Origin of the sequence: Limnohabitans sp. Rim8, assembly GCF_945869175.1 — a bacterium.
Taxonomy (GTDB): domain Bacteria; phylum Pseudomonadota; class Gammaproteobacteria; order Burkholderiales; family Burkholderiaceae_C; genus Limnohabitans_A.
In genome coordinates this window covers 1-16,592 of sequence record NZ_CAMBNZ010000065.1, presented here as the reverse complement: position 1 = coordinate 16,592, position 16,592 = coordinate 1, and the positions used below count along the sequence as shown (strand labels likewise).

At 57.9% G+C, this 16,592-nt stretch carries 15 protein-coding genes and 1 pseudogene; 6 read left to right on the top strand and 10 right to left on the bottom strand.

Going from position 1 to position 16,592, the window contains the following annotated elements; translation table 11 throughout:
* Window positions 1–370: 370 nt before the first annotated feature.
* Window positions 371–1,306 (bottom strand): hypothetical protein, encoded by a 936-nt coding sequence (locus tag Q0O19_RS10355; RefSeq protein WP_295522701.1) that lies wholly within the window; start codon window positions 1,304–1,306, stop codon window positions 371–373.
* Between the two features lie 109 nt (window positions 1,307–1,415).
* The gene (locus Q0O19_RS10350) at window positions 1,416–4,211 is read right to left on the bottom strand and encodes a DNA methyltransferase (RefSeq protein ID WP_295522699.1); all 2,796 of its coding nucleotides are present in this window, start codon (window positions 4,209–4,211) and stop codon (window positions 1,416–1,418) included.
* Between the two features lie 192 nt (window positions 4,212–4,403).
* Between Q0O19_RS10350 and Q0O19_RS10345 the strand changes: the two genes are divergently transcribed.
* Both Q0O19_RS10345 and Q0O19_RS10340 read left to right on the top strand, forming a co-directional pair.
* On the top strand, window positions 4,404–4,661 hold the full coding sequence (locus tag Q0O19_RS10345; RefSeq protein ID WP_295522697.1) for a type II toxin-antitoxin system Phd/YefM family antitoxin: 258 nt from the start codon (window positions 4,404–4,406) through the stop codon (window positions 4,659–4,661).
* A complete protein-coding gene (locus Q0O19_RS10340; RefSeq protein ID WP_295522695.1) occupies window positions 4,658–5,074 on the top strand; it encodes a type II toxin-antitoxin system VapC family toxin in 417 nt (138 codons plus the stop codon). Before Q0O19_RS10345 ends, Q0O19_RS10340 begins: the two co-directional genes overlap by 4 nt.
* Before the next feature lie 32 nt (window positions 5,075–5,106).
* Here Q0O19_RS10340 and Q0O19_RS10335 read toward each other — a convergent pair whose 3' ends face one another.
* From Q0O19_RS10335 to Q0O19_RS10300, 8 genes are all read right to left on the bottom strand, one after another.
* Window positions 5,107–5,949: an enoyl-CoA hydratase-related protein gene (locus tag Q0O19_RS10335; protein ID WP_295522693.1), complete on the bottom strand. Its 843-nt coding sequence runs from the start codon at window positions 5,947–5,949 to the stop codon at window positions 5,107–5,109.
* Window positions 5,915–7,162, bottom strand: coding sequence for a DNA polymerase IV (dinB, locus tag Q0O19_RS10330; protein ID WP_295522705.1), 1,248 nt, complete (start codon window positions 7,160–7,162; stop codon window positions 5,915–5,917). Before dinB ends, Q0O19_RS10335 begins: the two co-directional genes overlap by 35 nt.
* A gap of 32 nt (window positions 7,163–7,194) precedes the next feature.
* A complete protein-coding gene (locus tag Q0O19_RS10325; protein ID WP_295522692.1) occupies window positions 7,195–8,349 on the bottom strand; it encodes an alpha-hydroxy acid oxidase in 1,155 nt (384 codons plus the stop codon).
* Between the two features lie 141 nt (window positions 8,350–8,490).
* Window positions 8,491–9,312, bottom strand: coding sequence for an NAD(P)-dependent oxidoreductase (locus Q0O19_RS10320; protein WP_295522690.1), 822 nt, complete (start codon window positions 9,310–9,312; stop codon window positions 8,491–8,493).
* Window positions 9,313–9,326: 14 nt separating this feature from the next.
* A complete protein-coding gene (locus Q0O19_RS10315; RefSeq protein ID WP_295522688.1) occupies window positions 9,327–10,091 on the bottom strand; it encodes an aldolase/citrate lyase family protein in 765 nt (254 codons plus the stop codon).
* An 11-nt stretch (window positions 10,092–10,102) separates the two neighbouring features.
* Window positions 10,103–11,032, bottom strand: a complete 930-nt coding sequence (locus tag Q0O19_RS10310) for a 2-hydroxy-3-oxopropionate reductase (protein ID WP_295522703.1) — start codon at window positions 11,030–11,032, stop codon at window positions 10,103–10,105.
* Between the two features lie 29 nt (window positions 11,033–11,061).
* Window positions 11,062–12,399 (bottom strand): enolase C-terminal domain-like protein, encoded by a 1,338-nt coding sequence (locus Q0O19_RS10305; RefSeq protein ID WP_295522686.1) that lies wholly within the window; start codon window positions 12,397–12,399, stop codon window positions 11,062–11,064.
* An 81-nt stretch (window positions 12,400–12,480) separates the two neighbouring features.
* On the bottom strand, window positions 12,481–13,215 hold the full coding sequence (locus Q0O19_RS10300) for a FadR/GntR family transcriptional regulator (protein ID WP_295522684.1): 735 nt from the start codon (window positions 13,213–13,215) through the stop codon (window positions 12,481–12,483).
* Between the two features lie 144 nt (window positions 13,216–13,359).
* Between Q0O19_RS10300 and Q0O19_RS10295 the strand changes: the two genes are divergently transcribed.
* The 4 genes and pseudogenes from Q0O19_RS10295 to Q0O19_RS10280 form a co-directional block, all read left to right on the top strand.
* Window positions 13,360–14,646 (top strand): glucarate dehydratase family protein, encoded by a 1,287-nt coding sequence (locus Q0O19_RS10295; RefSeq protein WP_295522682.1) that lies wholly within the window; start codon window positions 13,360–13,362, stop codon window positions 14,644–14,646.
* Window positions 14,647–14,704: 58 nt separating this feature from the next.
* Complete coding sequence (locus Q0O19_RS10290; protein ID WP_295522680.1) at window positions 14,705–15,703, top strand: tripartite tricarboxylate transporter substrate binding protein; 999 nt, start codon at window positions 14,705–14,707, stop codon at window positions 15,701–15,703.
* Window positions 15,704–15,734: 31 nt separating this feature from the next.
* A pseudogene (locus Q0O19_RS10285) lies at window positions 15,735–15,845 on the top strand (5-dehydro-4-deoxyglucarate dehydratase); the annotation flags it as partial.
* A 13-nt stretch (window positions 15,846–15,858) separates the two neighbouring features.
* A partial coding sequence (locus tag Q0O19_RS10280) for a mandelate racemase/muconate lactonizing enzyme family protein (protein ID WP_295522678.1) occupies window positions 15,859–16,592 on the top strand: 734 nt, incomplete at its 3' end.

Sequence of the window (16,592 nt, the reverse complement as noted above, 5' to 3'; positions counted from 1 at the left end):
TTTGGGGAGTTGTTGGCTTATGTGAAGGGGGTGGGGGGATACCGCACTGCGCATGAGATTGGCAAAAAGACTTGAATCGGTGATGGTCATCGGTGTGAAGAGAGGAAGCAAGTTTGTTTTAAAGGTCTTGGTTTGCACACCCGATCCGCTGTCAAGTTGGGAAAAGCCTGCGAGCTTATGCGCCGTTTTTGCCTTTGGCCGGTAAGGCTTGTATCAGTATGGGCTTTATTTAACATGCCTCACGGTAATCACAATCCACGCCGTTTCACTCAAAATCAGCTGTATGCATATCGATTACGTGCAGCAGCTGTAGTGGTGTATTTTCGGGTAAGGCATGGAAAGTGATGCAAGGTAAATTTATGTTAAATGGTTAAAGTGGAAAAGCGGCGCAAAAATATCCGGCAATTAAATTCAAAGATAACGAAAAGGCGACAGATGCAATCAATTTTATAGTGGAATTTTTCGATTTTGCAGCAATTTTTGTTTGCTGATTATTATCCCCACCTGTAATTGAGAAAACACTAAACTTTCCACTGGCATCACACCAATAGCTTATTTTGCTATTTAAGTATCGTGAGGCACTTCTGATGAAAAAGAACCCTACAAAAGCTAAAAAGCTATAGGGCTGCAATAAATTTGCTGCATGTTTTTTTAAGAAAATGAATGCGGATGCGGTAAAAAGAATTTGAAAAACCCAATAATTTATAAATTCAATTTTTTTAAGGTGCTTTTTAATCGATGTGTTAATTCCTGTTATGTTGTGTGGCTTAGGGCAGGCTGATGCCCATCGAGCCACTATTGCAAATATTTCCTCTGCCGTATTTTGTGTTGCTCCGTTAATTGAAACTGATACGGACCCATTTTCAAAATCTAATTTATCAGCATCCGAATGATCTCTAGACATTACTGCCTGTAAAACAGTAATTGCGTTCATCGGGTTTGATATGCGAACAGTTACTGATAGTTCGTTTTCAATACCTTGAAATTCATGCCCAACAATCCAGTTTAATATTAATTTTTCTGTGGTTTTGCTTGAGATTGATATTCTTTTTTCCAGAGCATCTAGGCTATTATCTTCGTAGTGGGTATTGTCTGTAAAGCTTATTAAGTATTGGAAGCCTGCTTTTTTGGGGTTAAATGATGATATTTTTTCACCAATAGAGTCATGCAAAGTATATAGATCACGGGTCCCGCAAATAAATTTTTCATCTATTAACTTGGTGTTGCTTCCTAGTCTAGATCTTGTAACAATGTATGGGTTTGGTAGTTTTTTTGTAAGATCCTGTAAATCTATTGAATGTGTCATTTTTTCTCTTCCAGTGAGTTAGGTAACTTAATGGTTCCGATGTAGACGCCACATCAGCCAATATGGCTAAGAGACGACTTTCGAATGAGGATTAATTTCGTCATATTCATCAACTTTCGGTGGCTTTGGATTTACGTGTCTTCTTGGCGGCTGGTGCAGGCAGCAAGCTGGTGATGCGCTGGTACAGCTCGAAGAGGAAGGCCACGCGTTCGGCGTCGGAGGCGTAGGACTTTTTGCCGCCGCTGGGTTGGTAGGCGGCGTCTACGGCGGCGTCCAGTTTTTGGTGGGCCTTGAGCAGGGCCGGGGGCATGGTCAGTGGGTCGTACAGGTCGGCCAATGAGGCGTCTGCAAATTGGGCTCGGGCGTCGAGTACGCTTTGCGCGGCTTGTTCGATGGCGTTGCGGTGTTTGTCGCTGAGTGACTCGCCAGCGTAGCCGGGCCAAGGGTAGTTGTTGTAGACGATGGTGTTGGAGTAGCTGTAACGACTTTCCAGACGACCACAAGTCTGTCGCATCCAGGCGTTGTGCATGGTGCTGGTCAGCACGCCAAAGGTGAACAGCGAGGCGTCGTCGACAAAGAAAATTTTGTCACCGCAGATCACTTCGTTGTCCAGATAGCCAATGGGAATGAATTGGCGGCGCTCGGATGAAACTTTAGGGATAGCTAAATAGCGTTTTGATTTAGGTTGCCGAATTTCACCGAACAGCGTTGGTGTACTGGCCAATGCAACTGTTGCAGGTTTGGTGCTGGTCTCGCGCATGGCGCGTACGCCTTCGACGCGCTTGAGCACATGGGGCATGGCGCGAAGTTCGGTCGGTGGAATGTTCACCAGCCACAAGCACCATCGGCCTATGTTGTTGATGAATTCATCGCCCATCAAGTAGGGGCGAATCCATTTGGCGGCTTGCGGCTCAACGGCGATGAGGGCTTCTTTTTCTGCGTCATTCATCAACAAGTTTCCGCCGTCTACCGGAGAACTGCCTCTTGTCATCTGAGTAGATGTGAACAGTGGAGCGCGCTGCTTTTCCAGGAAAACGGTCGGAGCGTCTATCAAATATGGATTGATATTTTTGACCGGTACGGCATGCGGCAGACCTTTGATGTCTTCGTATTCGTAGATGGTTTTGAGCGCTTGTTCTTCGTGACCAAAACCCACAATCACGCAATGCACAGCCGCATTGCCTTTAGCTTCATTGCTCCACTGAAACGTGCGGTGGGCAAAGTGGATGTGCATGCCCAGGCGCTGCATTTCCCCCCAGAGCACGGCCACATGCTCGCCCTGTGTAATGCTGTTGGTCGAGACAAATGCCGCAAGGGTTTGGGTGCCCTGGCAATACCGTGCTGCCAAGATGTACCAGCCACACACAAAGTCCAGAACACCCGCGCCGTGTATGCCCTGCATCACCGCAGCCAGGTCGGCTTTTTGTTCCTTGCTTTGATAGCTGTAACCCAAGAACGGCGGATTGCCCAACACATAGCTGCACCGCTGCGCCGGCAGCACCTCGTTCCAGTCCAGCTGCAGCGCGTTGGCGTGGCGTATTTGGGGTGAGCTTTTGAGCGGGATGCGCGCAAAGTACAGGCCAAACTCCACGCTCACGCGCAGGTTCATTTGGTGGTCCACCAGCCACAGGGCCACTTGCGCAATTTGCGCCGGAAACTCTTCGATCTCGATGCCGTAAAACTGGTCCACGTTCACGCCAATCAGAGCGTGCACGTCCACTGTCAGCTGGCCTTTGTGGGCGCTCAATTCGTGGTCGGCCCGCAGCACTTTCAGCTCCAGTTCGCGCAGTTCGCGGTAGCTGATGACGAGGAAGTTGCCACACCCGCAGGCGGGGTCAAAAAACGTCAGCTGCCGCAGCTTCTTGTGAAACTCAAACAGCTTGTTGCGGTGGCCTTTGACGCGCTCAAACTCGGCGTGCAGTTCGTCCAGAAACAGCGGCTTGATGAGCTTGAGGATGTTGGCCTCAGACGTGTAATGCGCACCCAGGTTGCGGCGGGCCTTGTCGTCCATGATGCTTTGGAACAGGCTGCCAAAGATGGCGGGGCTGATGGCCGACCAGTCGAGGCCACAGGCGTCCAGCAGGGCTTCGCGCATGGCGGTGCTGAAGTCGGCCATGGGCAGGATTTCTTCAAACAGACGGCCGTTGATGTACGCGAACTGGCCCAGCTGTTCGTCGATGTTTTTGCTGCGTTGGCCCTCGTGCGTGTTGAGCACCTGAAACAGTTGGCCCAGGCGCGGCCCCAGGTCTGAGCCGTCGGGCGCGGTGCGTTCTTCGACGAAGTCGCGAAACGATTGCGCGGGCTGAAAGATGCCGGTGTCGTCGGCAAACAGACAAAACAGCAGGCGCACCAGCAGGACTTCGAGCGCGTGGCCGCTGTAGCCACTGACTTTCAGGGCGTCGTGCAGGCGGCCCAGCGTCAGGGCGGCCTTGATGTTGACCGGGTCTTCGGCCTGGATGTCTTGCACCTTGTAGCCCGCCAGCAGGCCAAAGAGCTTGACGTGTTTGTGCAGGTGCCGGAGTTCAAATTCCATCGTCTCGCCCGTGGCGAGGCGCCGCACCCGAAAGCGGGCAAAGTCGCAGACCACCACCAACTGCGGCAGGTCGCGCTCGGCCAAGTTGTGCAGGTAGCCAATGGCTTGGTCCACCGCATCGTCGAGGCTTTTGCCGCGAGATTTGTGCTCCACCAACAGCACGCCGGGCCAAAACAAATCCACAAAGCCCTGCGCACCGCCGAGCTTTTTTACATGAAGCTCGAAGGTGGCGACGCGTTTGTTGGTGATGCCAAAGATTTCAAAGAAGTCGATCCAAAAGGGCTTGGCTTGGCTGTCTTCGTTGCAGGCATCTGCCCAGGTTTTGCTGAAAAGCAATGCCCTGGATTTGATTTCGTTCCAGTTAAGACCCATTTGGTACTCACAAAGTGAGCTCGGATCGTAACTGAAAGTATTCGTATTTTTGGCTGGGGTAGTGCTGGGGGCGTAATTAAAGGGTCTGTGACGGGGTCAGTGGGGGAATCTGATCTTCGGTTTGACAAACAAGCCAATCACCATCAAACTCGATATCTGACTAGATAGATGACCAGTTTGAAGGGGATTGAGATGCACACATGGCCAGTACAAGATGCGAAAGCGCGGTTCAGTGAGTTTTTAGATGCGTGCTTGGTTGAAGGTCCGCAAATGGTCACTCGGCGTGGCGCCGAGGCTGCCGTGTTGGTGCCTGTGCAGGAGTGGCGGCGTATGCAGTCGGCAGCGCGCCCCTCGCTCAAACAACTGCTGCTTTCTGACCAAGCCCGAACCGATTTGATCGTGCCGCAAAGAGGGCAAGCGAAGCGGCGACCTGTGGAGCCGATGCTGTGACGCAGCGGTATTTGTTGGACACCAATGTGGTGTCTGAGTTGCGCAAGCCGCGCCCGCACGGCGGCGTGGTGGCTTGGCTGGAGTCGCTGGATGACGCTCAGCTTTACGTGTCGGCGGTCACGGTGGGCGAAATCCAAGCGGGCATCGAGCTGACACGGGAACAGGACCCCGACAAGGCCCAGCAAATTGAAGACTGGTTGGCCTTGGTGGCGAGCGCTTACAACGTCTTGCCCATGGATGCGGCAGCCTTCACGGCTTGGGCAAAGTTGATGCACCGCAAGTCAGACACGCTATTTGAAGACGCCATGATTGCCGCAACAGCTAAGGTGCATGGACTGACCGTGGCAACACGGAATGTGGCGGACTTTCAGGCGCTGGGTTTCGAGGTGTTGAACCCGTTTGCCCCGGTGTAATCCAAATCTTTCAACGGGGCTTGGCTAAACCTTCACCCAAACTCCCGAAACCCCTTGAGCGGCGGCAGCGGCGCGAAGTTGGCTTCGCGTTTTTGCTGAAAAGCGCTGATGGCCTCGCGCACGTTGGCATTGCTCCAGATCGCGCCTTGCAACCAGCCCATGTGGCGCAGGCTGTCTTCCGTGCTGTGGTCGCGGGCGTAGTGCAGCACCTGCTTGGTGCCCCAGATGGCCACAGGTGGTTTGCTGGCGATCTCTTTGGCTGCTTGCAAGGCGGCGGCCACGGTGGCTTCGTGGGTGGGCAGCAACTCGTTCACCAAGCCGAGGGCCAGGGCTTTCTCAGCACTCAGGCGGCGGCCGGTGTAGGCCAGCTCTTTGACCAAGGCCATGGGCAGCAGCTTGGGCAGGCGTTGCAAGGTGCCCACATCAGCCACCAAACCGATGTTGATTTCCTGGATGCAAAAGAAGGCGTCGGCCGAGGCATAGCGGATACAGCAGGCGGTGACCATGTCCAAACCACTGCCAATGCAGCCGCCGTGGATGGCTGCAATCACCGGGATGCGCAATTCTTCGAGCAAGGTGAAGGTGTGCTGCATGTCGGTCAGCATGTCGAATACCGCCGAGCGGCTCTCGGCGCTGCTGTCGTCCATTTGGATGGCGCTGCCAAAGGTCTGCAAGTCCATGCCTGCGCTGAAGTGTTTGCCCGTGCTGGAGATGACCAGCGCCCGCGCGGTGCCTGCTTTGTGGATGTCGGTCAGCACCTCGTGCAGCTCGCGCCAGAAAGTGGGGCTCATGGTGTTCATCGCCTCGGGGCGGTTGAGCACCAGGTGGGCAATGTGATTTTCAGTCGAGAGGGAAAAGCAGTTCAGTTTGTCCATGGTCATTCACTCGGAGTGGAGGTTTGGCAATGGTTTCACTGTAAGACGCACCCGCGGTAGGTGCTGTCCCCGCTTTGACCAGCGACCCCACCCGCACGCCCAGCAAGCGCAGGCGGCGTGACAGGTCCACCCGTTTGAGGCATTGCCCAGCCAAATGGCGGATGCGTTTGGCATCGGCGGTGTATCCGGGCAAGGACTGGTCCCGCGTGACGGCCTGGAAGTTGTCATACCGCAGCTTGATGCCGATGGTCTTGCCTTCGTAGCCTTTGCGCTGCAAGTCGGCCGCGACTTGTTCGCATAAACGCGTGAAGACCGCGCCCAGTTCTTCGCGGTCCCGAATCGCATGCAGGTCGCGCTCAAAAGTGGTTTCGCGGCTCATGCTCACAGGTTCGCTCTCGGTTTCCACCGGTCGGTCGTCGCGACCCCAAGCCGCTTCATGCAGCCAGGCGCCATAGCTTTTGCCAAAGTTTTCAATCAGCCAGTGCTGTTCACGCGCTGCCAGATCGCCGATGGTGTGGATGCCAAAGCTTTTCAGCTTTTCATCTGCCTTGGGGCCCACGCCGTTGATCTTGCGGCTGGCCAGTGGCCAGATCAGGGTTTGCAGGTCGGCCTCGTGCACGATGGAGATGCCGTTCGGCTTGTTGAATTCGCTGGCCATTTTGGCGATCAACTTGTTGGGAGCCACACCCATCGAGCAGGTCAGGCCCGTGGCGTCCAAAATGCTTTTTTGGATCAAGCGGGCCAGCACCCGTCCGCCTTCACGCTGGCCGCCAGGCACGTCGGTGAAGTCGATGTAGACCTCGTCCACGCCGCGGTCTTGCATCACGGGTGCAATGTCCAGAATGATGCTTTTGAAGGTGCGTGAAAAATGCCGGTAACGGTCAAAGTCCACCGGCAACAAAATGGCCTGCGGGCAGAGCTTGGCGGCTTTCATCAGCCCCATGGCCGATCCGATGCCAAACTGCCGTGCCGCATAGGTGGCGGTGGTGATCACGCCGCGCCCGGTGTAGCCCTCAATGCGCGGGAAAAAGCCCACCGGAATGCGGTCGAGTCGGTCGGCAAACGTGTCTTCTGTCCATTCGCCCTCGGGGTAGGCCGCTTGCAGCTTGGCCAGCAGATCGTCTTCTTTGCGGCGGCCACCACCAATGACCACGGGCAAGCCCTTGAGCTGCGGGTAGCGCAGCAACTCGCAGGACGCGTAAAACGCGTCCATGTCAAGGTGGGCGATGCGCCGTAGCAATGCAGTCAAGCTGTCGGAAAGGTGCCCGGCAGCAAGATGTTGGTGTTGACGTTTTGGATGTTGGTGTGGCCGCAAAAGGCCATGGTCACATCCAACTCTTTGTGGATGATTTGCAGGGCCTTGGTCACGCCTTCTTCGCCCATGGCGCCCAGGCCGTAAACCATGGCGCGGCCAATCATGGTGCCTTTGGCGCCCAGCGCCCAGGCTTTGAGCACGTCTTGGCCTGAGCGGATACCGCCGTCCATCCAGACTTCGATTTGGCTGCCCACGGCAGCCACGATGGCGGGCAAGGCTTCGATGCTGCTGGGCGCGCCGTCGAGTTGGCGACCGCCGTGGTTGCTGACCACAATCGCATCGGCCCCACAGGCCACGGCCAGTTTGGCGTCTTCCACGTCCATGATGCCCTTTAAGATCAGCTTGCCACCCCATTGCTTTTTGACCCAAGCGATGTCTTCCCAATTGAGCGTTGGGTCAAATTGCTCGTTGGTCCATGAGGCCAGAGATTTCATGTTCGTCACCGATTTCACATGACCGACCAGGTTGCCAAAGGTGTGGCGTTTGGTGCCGGCCATCCCCAAGCACCAACGGGGTTTGGTCATCAGGTTGATGATGTTGGCGATGGTTGGGCGAGGGGGCGCGGACAGGCCGTTTTTGAGGTCTTTGTGGCGCTGGCCGATGACTTGCAAATCGAGCGTGAGCACCATGGCGCTCACGTTGGCAGCCTTGCAGCGGTCGATCATGCGGGCCATGGCCTCGCGGTCGCGCATCATGTAAAGCTGAAACCAAAATGGGGCTTGGGTGTGGGCCGCGATGTCTTCGATGGAGCAGATGCTCATGGTCGACAGGGTGAAGGGGATGCCAAACTTCTTGGCCGCCATGGCGGCGTGCATTTCTCCATCGGCGTGCTGCATGCCCGTGAGGCCCACGGGGGCGATGCACACGGGCATTTTGGTGTCGATGCCGACCATTTGCGTGGCGGTGCTGCGGTTTTCCATGTTCACCGCCACGCGCTGGCGCAGTTTGATTTTGTGGAAGTCGCTTTCGTTGGCGCGGTAGGTGCCCTCGGTCCACGAGCCGCTGTCGGCGTAGTCATAAAACATGCGCGGCACGCGTTTTTCAGCCATAACGCGCAAATCTTCGATGTTGGTGATCACGGGCATGGGACAGTCTCCTGCTGGATGGGGCAATTTTTAGAAAGTCACCCATCGTAGCCGCAGGTTTGGAGCGCTGCTGTGAAACTTGGGACAGGCGGTTTGAAATTTTTGGAGCTCTGCGATCTCTGCGCCTGCTTCCCAATGGGCTCAGCCGTGTGGCGTGGCTTTCACAAAGGCGCCGCCTTGGTAGATGGCGGCTGGGTCTTGGCGGTCAATGTGTTGCTGGCGGGCTTCAACGGCAGCACGGAAAACGTCTGAGGAGTCCTGTGGCCGGTATCCGATGTGTTGGGCCTGGGTGTTGTCCCACCAAGTGGTTTGGTTGTCCGACATGCCGTAGATGATGCTGTGGCCCACGATGGGGGCGGTGAGCGCGGCCACCACCAGCCGTTCAAGGTCATCATGGCTGAGCCATGTGGCCAGCATCCGGCGGTCTTTGGGTTCGGGGGTTGAGGAACCAATGCGGATGCTCACTGTCTCGATGCCCCAGCGGTCCCAATACATTTGGGCCAGGTCTTCGCCAAAGGCTTTGGACAGACCGTAAAACCCATCGGGCTTGGGGGGCATGCGGGTGTTGACCACTTCGTCTTGGCGGTAAAAACCTGTGACGTGGTTGGAGCTGGCAAACACAATGCGTTGAACCCCTTTCAGGCGTGCTGCCTCGTACAGGTTGGCCATGCCCATGATGTTGCCCGCCAGGATGTCATCCCAGGGCTGCTCAGTGGAGATGCCGCCCAGATGCACCACCGCATCGACTTGGGTCAGCAAGTTCAGCACCTGCGCCTTGTTTTCCAGCGCTGCGGGCTGAATTTCTTCTCCTGGATTGGCAGTTCCCAAATCTGCGCGGTCGCTCAGCCGCAGCACATCACAATAGGTTTTGAGGCGCGGGCGCAACTCGCGGCCCAGAAACCCGGCAGCGCCCGTGAGCAGCAATCGGGGAAATCGAAGGGTCGAGGCGGGGCTGGTCAGCATGTCTTGTCCAGAGTTCAGGATTTGAAACGACCCGCCAAAGCGGTCGCGCTGTCGCGCAGCACGTTTTGGTCCGCGCCCACGGCCACAAACAGGCAGCCTAGGTCCACATAGTGTTTGGCCAGGGCTTCGTCGCCCGTCAGGATGCCAGCTGCTTTGCCGCATGCGCGGATTCGGGCGATGGATTCGTCAATGACCTGGAGCACTTCGGGGTGCTTGGGGTTGCCCAAGTGGCCAAGCGCCGCCGACAAATCACCAGGGCCAATGAACACACCGTCTACACCGTCGACGTTGGCAATGGCTTCGATGTTTTTGAGGCCCAGCACGGTTTCGACTTGCAGCAACATGCAAATTTCATCGCTGCTGTGCTGGGCGTAGCCCTTCACCCGGCCATAGTGGCTGGCGCGCGGTGCTCCTGCATAGCCGCGCACGCCGTGTGGGGGATAACGGGTGTAGGACACCGCTTGTTGCGCTTCTTCTTCGGTTTGGATGTAGGGCACCAACAGGGTTTGCACCCCCACATCGAGCAAGCGTTTGAAGGTCACCATATCGTTCCACGGTGGACGCACGATTGGCGTGGTGGGGCTGCCCTTCATGGCTTGCAACTGCGCCACGATTTCCGTCAAGTCGTTGGGCGAGTGCTCCATGTCCAGCAGCAGCCAGTCAAAGCCGCAATCCGCCAGGATTTCGGTGCTGATGTTGCTGCACAGGTGCGACCACAGACCGATCTGCTTTTGACCGGACTGGATCGCGTGTTTGAAATGGTTGATGGGCATGTCCATGGTGTGTTTCCTCAAGCGGCAGGTGTGGGGTTGGGGCTGATCTGGAAGTTGGCGGCGATCTCGAGTGCGCGCACGATGCCGGAGTGGTCCCAGCCTGCGCCGCCGTTGGCCACGCAGCTGCTCATCAGTTGCTGGGTGCTGGCGGTGTTGGGCAGGCTCAGGCCCATGGCCTTGGCGCCTTCGAGGGCCAGGTTCAGGTCTTTCTGGTGCAGCTCGATGCGAAAACCCGGATTGAAGGTGCGCTTGATCATGCGCTCACCGTGCAGCTCCAAAATGCGGCTGGTGGCCAAACCGCCCATCAGCGCTTGGCGCACTTTGGCGGGGTCGGCACCGGCTTTGGCCGCAAACAACAGGGCCTCGCCCACCGCCTCGATGTTGAGCGCCACGATGATCTGGTTGGCCACCTTGCAGGTCTGGCCGCTGCCGTTGTCACCGATCAGGGTGATGTTCTTGCCCATCAGCGCAAACAGGGGCTGCACCTTGTTGAAGGTGGCCTCACTGCCGCCGACCATGATGGTCAGGCTGGCCGCTTTGGCGCCCACTTCGCCACCTGACACCGGCGCGTCCAGGTAGTCGCAACCCAGGGCGTTGATCTTGGCTGCGAACTCTTTGGTGGCGATGGGTGAAATAGAGCTCATGTCCACCACGGTTTTGCCCACCCGGCCTTCAGGCCCGGCAGTCAATGTCTTCAAGCCTTGGGCGATGCCCTTGTCGCCAAACAGCACATCGGCCACATGCGGGGTGTCCGGCACCATGGTGAAGATGATGTCGGCTTGTTGCGCGACTTCGGACGGGCTGGCGCAGGCTTTGGCGCCTTGTTCGAGCACGCCTGCAGGCACGCCGCTGCGCGAAAAAGCAAAGACGTCGTGGCCACCGGCCAGCAAATGTCCAGCCATGGGGGCGCCCATGATGCCCAAGCCAATGAATCCGAGATTCATGATGTGTCCTTTGAGGTGAATGGCCCGAGTGCTCAGCGCACCATGCAAGGCATCTTGTTGTTGAACTTCCAGCCGGGGATCAGGTATTGCATGGCGATGGCGTCATCGCGTGCGTCCAGGCCGTGCTGCTGGTAAAGCTGGTTCGCTTTTATCACCGCATCCATGTCCACCTCGATGCCCAGACCGGGTTTGGCCGGTACATCGACGTAGCCATCCTTGATTTGCAGCGGGTTTTGGGTGAGGAACTGGCCGTCTTGCCAGATCCAATGCGTGTCGATGGCCGTGACCTTGCCGGGTGCAGCAGCGGCGCATTGGGTGAACATGGCCAGCGAAATGTCGAAGTGGTTGTTGGAGTGAGAGCCCCATGTCAGGTCGTACATCTGGCACAACTGGGCCACACGCACCGAGCCTTGCAAAGTCCAAAAATGCGGGTCGGCCAGCGGAATGTCGACCGACTGCAGCTGGATGCTGTGGGCCATCTCGCGCCAGTCGGTGGCCACCATGTTGGTGGCCGTGAGCAAGCCCGTGGCGCGGCGGAACTCGGCCATGACTTCGCGGCCCGAGAACACGCCTTCTGCGCCGCACGGGTCTTCGGCATAGGCCATGGTGCTGCGGTGGTCGCGCAAAAGGCGAATCGCTTCTTTGAGCAGCCAGCCGCCGTTCGGGTCGAGTGTGATGCGCGCTTTGGGAAAACGCTCGTGCAGGGCCACCACGGCTTCGACTTCTTCTTCGCCGCGCAGCACGCCGCCTTTGAGCTTGAAATCCTGAAAACCGTAGCGCGCCTGCGCCGCTTCGGCCAGGCGCACCACCGCGTCGGCGGTCATGGCTTTTTCGTGGCGCAGGCGCAGCCAGTTGTCGGCCTGATCCGGTTCACTGGGGTAGGGCAGGTCGGTCTGCTGGCGATCGCCCACATAAAACAAGTAGCCCAGCATTTGCACGCGGCTGCGCTGTTGGCCTTCGCCCAGCAGGGCGCACAACGGCACGTTCAGGTGCTGGCCCAGCAGATCCAGCAGCGCGCTTTCAACGGCCGTGACGGCATGGATGGTGATGCGCAGGTCAAAAGTCTGTTGGCCCCGGCCACCGCTGTCGCGGTCGGCAAACTTTTGGCGCATGGCTTGCAAGACAGCGTTGTATTGCCCAACCGGCTGGCCTTCGACCAAGGTGCGTGCGTCTTCCAGGGTCTGGCGGATTTTTTCGCCGCCGGGCACTTCGCCCAGGCCGGTGTGTCCCGAGGAGTCCGTCAGGATAACGATGTTGCGGGTGAAAAAAGGGCCGTGGGCGCCGCTGAGGTTCATCAGCATGCCGTCGTGGCCCGCCACAGGGACCACCTGCATGCGGGTGACAACAGGGGTGGAGAAGGACTGGGGCATGAAAAAATCGCGTTTGGTTGAACAGACATCGTACAACTTAAACCCGCAGGGTGAGATGCGTGTTAACCCTTGGCGAACGTGTCAGTGGTGACTCGAAGCGCCTTTTTTGTGCCGATCGCGGCTGTTGGACAGGTGGGTGCGCATGGCAGCGCGTGCTGACTCAGCGTCTTGGGCGACGATGGCGTTGAAGATGTTTTCGTGCTCCTGGTGCACGCGCCGCAAATAGGCCAGGCGCGTGAGGTCTACCGTGGGGGAGGTTTCCAGCCGTGCGCGCGGGATGGATTGCGATCCCAGCGAATTCATCATGTCGGCGAAGTGGTGGTTTTGGGTGGCACGGGCGATTTCGTGGTGAAACTGAAAGTCGGCAGCAATGGCGTCGCGGCCTTCTTCTATGGCCCCGGCAAACGCGTTCATGGCTTCTTGCATCACGCTCAAATTGGCTTCGGTGCGGCGCACAGCGGCCAGTGCTGCGGCTTCGGTCTCGATGCTGATGCGCAATTCGAGCAGGGCGATCACATCGTGCAGGGTACTCAGCTGGCTGGGGTTGACGCGAAATGACGGGGATTCGGATTGCGCCAGCACAAAAGTGCCAATGCCGTGGCGTGTCTCCACCAGGCTGGCAGCCTGCAGTTTGGAAATCGCTTCGCGCACCACCGTGCGGCTCACGCCAAAGCGCTCCATGATGGCCGCTTCGGTGGGTAATTTCTGGCCACTTTGCAGACTGCCGTTTTGTATGTCTGCGCTCAGCTGATCGACCAGTTCGTAGGTCAGGCTGCGCGATTTGCGCTTTTCGGGGGCGACTTCCGGGGTGTTCATCGGGTAAATACGCATTCCAGTTTGGACGGAGGGCTCTCACAATCAACTTGTACGACAACTGATCACAACAAGCATTGAAAGCAATGTATCAGAACATCGCAGACCCCAGCCCTTTTTTGGTGAACCAGGACCCGTAGCTTTGTGATGCCCCTTGCCATCCGCCATGTTCGCATCACGCCCATCGCGTTCCGTGATCCGCCGCTGCTCAACGCGGCGGGCATCCATGAGCCTTGGGCGTTGCGCTCGATCATCGAGATCGAAACCGCTTGCGGGCGTGTGGGCATCAACGAGACTTATGGCGATTTGTCCATGCTGGAGGTGCTGTCCAAGGCGGCACCGGCCCTGCAAGGTTTGTCGCCCTGGGACCTGAACACCATGGAAACCCGCGTGGCCGCTTTGGTGGCCCCTGGCCAAACCGGGTCTGAGTTTTTGGGTGAGCAGATTTCGCTGGCTCCCGGCACCCATGTGTCCAAAAATGTGGCCAAAGTCATCAGCGCTTTTGAAGTGGCCATGCTCGATTTGCAGGGACAGCTGGCCGGTGCCCCGATCGTGGATGTGTTGGGTGGTGCGGCACGCGATGCGGTGCCCTTCAGTGCTTACTTGTTCTTCAAATACGGCCAGCACATCGGCCAGCCTGATGCGGCAGACCCTTGGGGTGAGGGTCTCACGCCCGAGCAGATGGTGGCGCAAGCGCGCCAAATGATCGTGACATACGGTTTCAAAAGCATCAAGCTCAAGGCCGGAGCCTTGCCGCCTGAGCAAGAGGTGCAAGCCCTGCTGGCGCTGGCCAAAGCTTTTCCGGGTGCGCCACTGCGCATCGACCCCAATGCCAACTGGACCGTGGCCACCAGCCTCAAGGTGGTTGAGCAACTGCGTGGCGTACTGGAGTACTGCGAAGACCCTGCCCCGGGCCTGGAAGGCATGGCCGAGGTCGCCCGGCAGTGCGAGGTGCCGCTGGCCACCAACATGGTGGTCACCGACCTGAAGGAATTCCGCCGCAACGTAGAGATGGGCTGCCCGGTCAAGATTGTGCTGTCCGACCACCACTACTGGGGCGGTATGCGCGCCACCCAACGTCTGGCCACGATGTGCCAGACCTTCGGCCTGGGCGTGTCGATGCACTCCAACTCGCACCTGGGTATTAGTCTGATGGCGATGACCCACCTGGCCGCTTCGGTGCCCCAGCTGTCCTATGCCTGCGACACCCACTACCCCTGGCAGGACGACGAGGTGGTGCAGGGCGGCCGCATGAGGTTTGAAAACGGCAGCTTGCGTGTGACCCGCACCCCCGGCTTGGGCGTGACGCTGGACCGTGAAGCCCTGGCGCGCCTGCACGACAACTACCTGAACACATCCATCCGCCACCGCGACGACCTGGCCCAGATGCGCAAGTACGCTCCCGCCTTCACTGGCAAGCAGCCGCGTTTTTAAAAATGCTTTCTCACCCACCACGCCAATTTCCCATCCACCCAGCCCAAGGAGACACTCCATGCAACGCCGCACCCTGATTCGCAAAACATTTGCCACCGGCACCGCCTTGCTCGCAGCAGCATTTGCCATCCAGCCCGCCTCGGCCCAAAGCGGCTGGCCAACGGCCAAGCCCATCACTTACGTGGTGCCATTTGCGCCTGGTGGCAACACCGATACGTTGGCCCGCGTGATTGCCCCAGCGCTCGCCACTGCGCTGGGCACCCAAGTGGTGATTGACAACAAAGCCGGTGCCGGTGGTAGCGTTGGTTCGGCGGCTGTCGCCCGTGTGCCTGCCGATGGTTTCACCATCCTGGGTGGCACCATCAGCTCACACGCCATCAACATTAGCCTGTATCCCAACCCCATTGGGTACGATCCGGTGAAGTCCTTCGCGCCCATTGCCATGCTGGGATCAGGTCCGCTGGTATTGGCCGTCCCGGCGTCCAGTCCTCACAAAACGCTGAATGAGGTTCTGGCCGCCAGCAAGGCCAAAAACGGCGGCATGACTTCGGCTTCGGCAGGCATCGGCACCTCCCCGCACATGGCCATGGAATTGCTGGCTCATCAGACGGGCGTGAAGTTCACCCACGTTCCCTTCCGAGGCTCTGGTCCTGCCGTTCAGGCATTGCTCGGTAATCAAGTCGACATGATGTTCGACACGTCACTGGTGGTGGGCCCACACATCCAGGCGGGACGGTTGCGCCCCATCGTCGTGACCAGTTCCAAGCGGCTGGAGTCTCTGCCCGAGGTGCCCACCATCGCCGAGGCCGGCCAGCGCGGGTTCGACATGGGTTCTTGGCAAGCCGTGTTCGCACCCGCTGGGACACCGCAGCCCATTGTCGACCGACTGCACGCCGAGATCATGAAGATCGTTGCCACACCCGAGTTGCAAGCGCGACTGAAAGGGTTTGGCATGGTGCCGTCCACCATGACACCTGCCGAACTGGGCGAGTACCAGAAAGCCGAAGTCGCGAAATGGGCCGATGTGATCAAAGCCGCTGGCATCAAGGCTGAATAACTCAGCACCCGACCAACGCAAGCCACTCAGCATGAACGGCTCTCAACAAGACCTCCAACAAGTCATGTCCTCTGGCCTGCTGTCCTTCCCGGTGACGGACTTCGACGCCAGCGGCAACTTTAACGCCGCCGGCTTCGGCGCGATCCGAAAACTTTATGAACATAGACCCTATCCAAAACGTTGAAGTCTCGCTATGTCGAGTACCGTTGCCACAAGCTGTGAGCGATGCAAAGGTATCGACCGGACGTCAAAAACCCCTGACCCATGTTGATCTTCTGCTCGCAGAAATTGAGACCCGCCACGGGGAGAAGGGTTTCGGCTTCAGCTACTCCCTGCGGGCTGGGGGGCATGCCATGCTGGCACATGCCAAGGACATTGCGGGGGAGTTGATCGGTGAGGATCCGGACGACATTGGACGTCTTTGGGAGAAGATGGCATGGCTTGGCGCATCTGTAGCGCGTACCGGTGTCACCGCGCAAGCCATTGCCGCCTTCGATGTGGCCCTGTGGGACTTGAAAGCCAAGCGTGCCGGAAAATCCATCGGCAAGTTGCTCGGTGCTCACCGCAACGATGTGCCCTGCTACAACACGTCAGGAGGTTATCTGTCGTCTTCACTGGACGAGGTGTTGCGCAATGTTGACCGGTCGCTTGCTCTTGGCCTCGGTGGCATCAAGCTGAAAGTAGGTCAGCCTGATTTGAAGCTTGACATCGCACGCGTGCGGGCGGTCAGAGAACATGTGGGCGAAGACGTGCCGATGATGGCAGATGCCAACCAACAGTGGGACTTCACCACTGCGTTGCGGGCCGGACGCCAACTCGATGAATTGGGTTTGGTTTGGTTGGAAGAGCCCCTGAGTGCTTACGATTACGCCGGCCATGCCATGCTCTC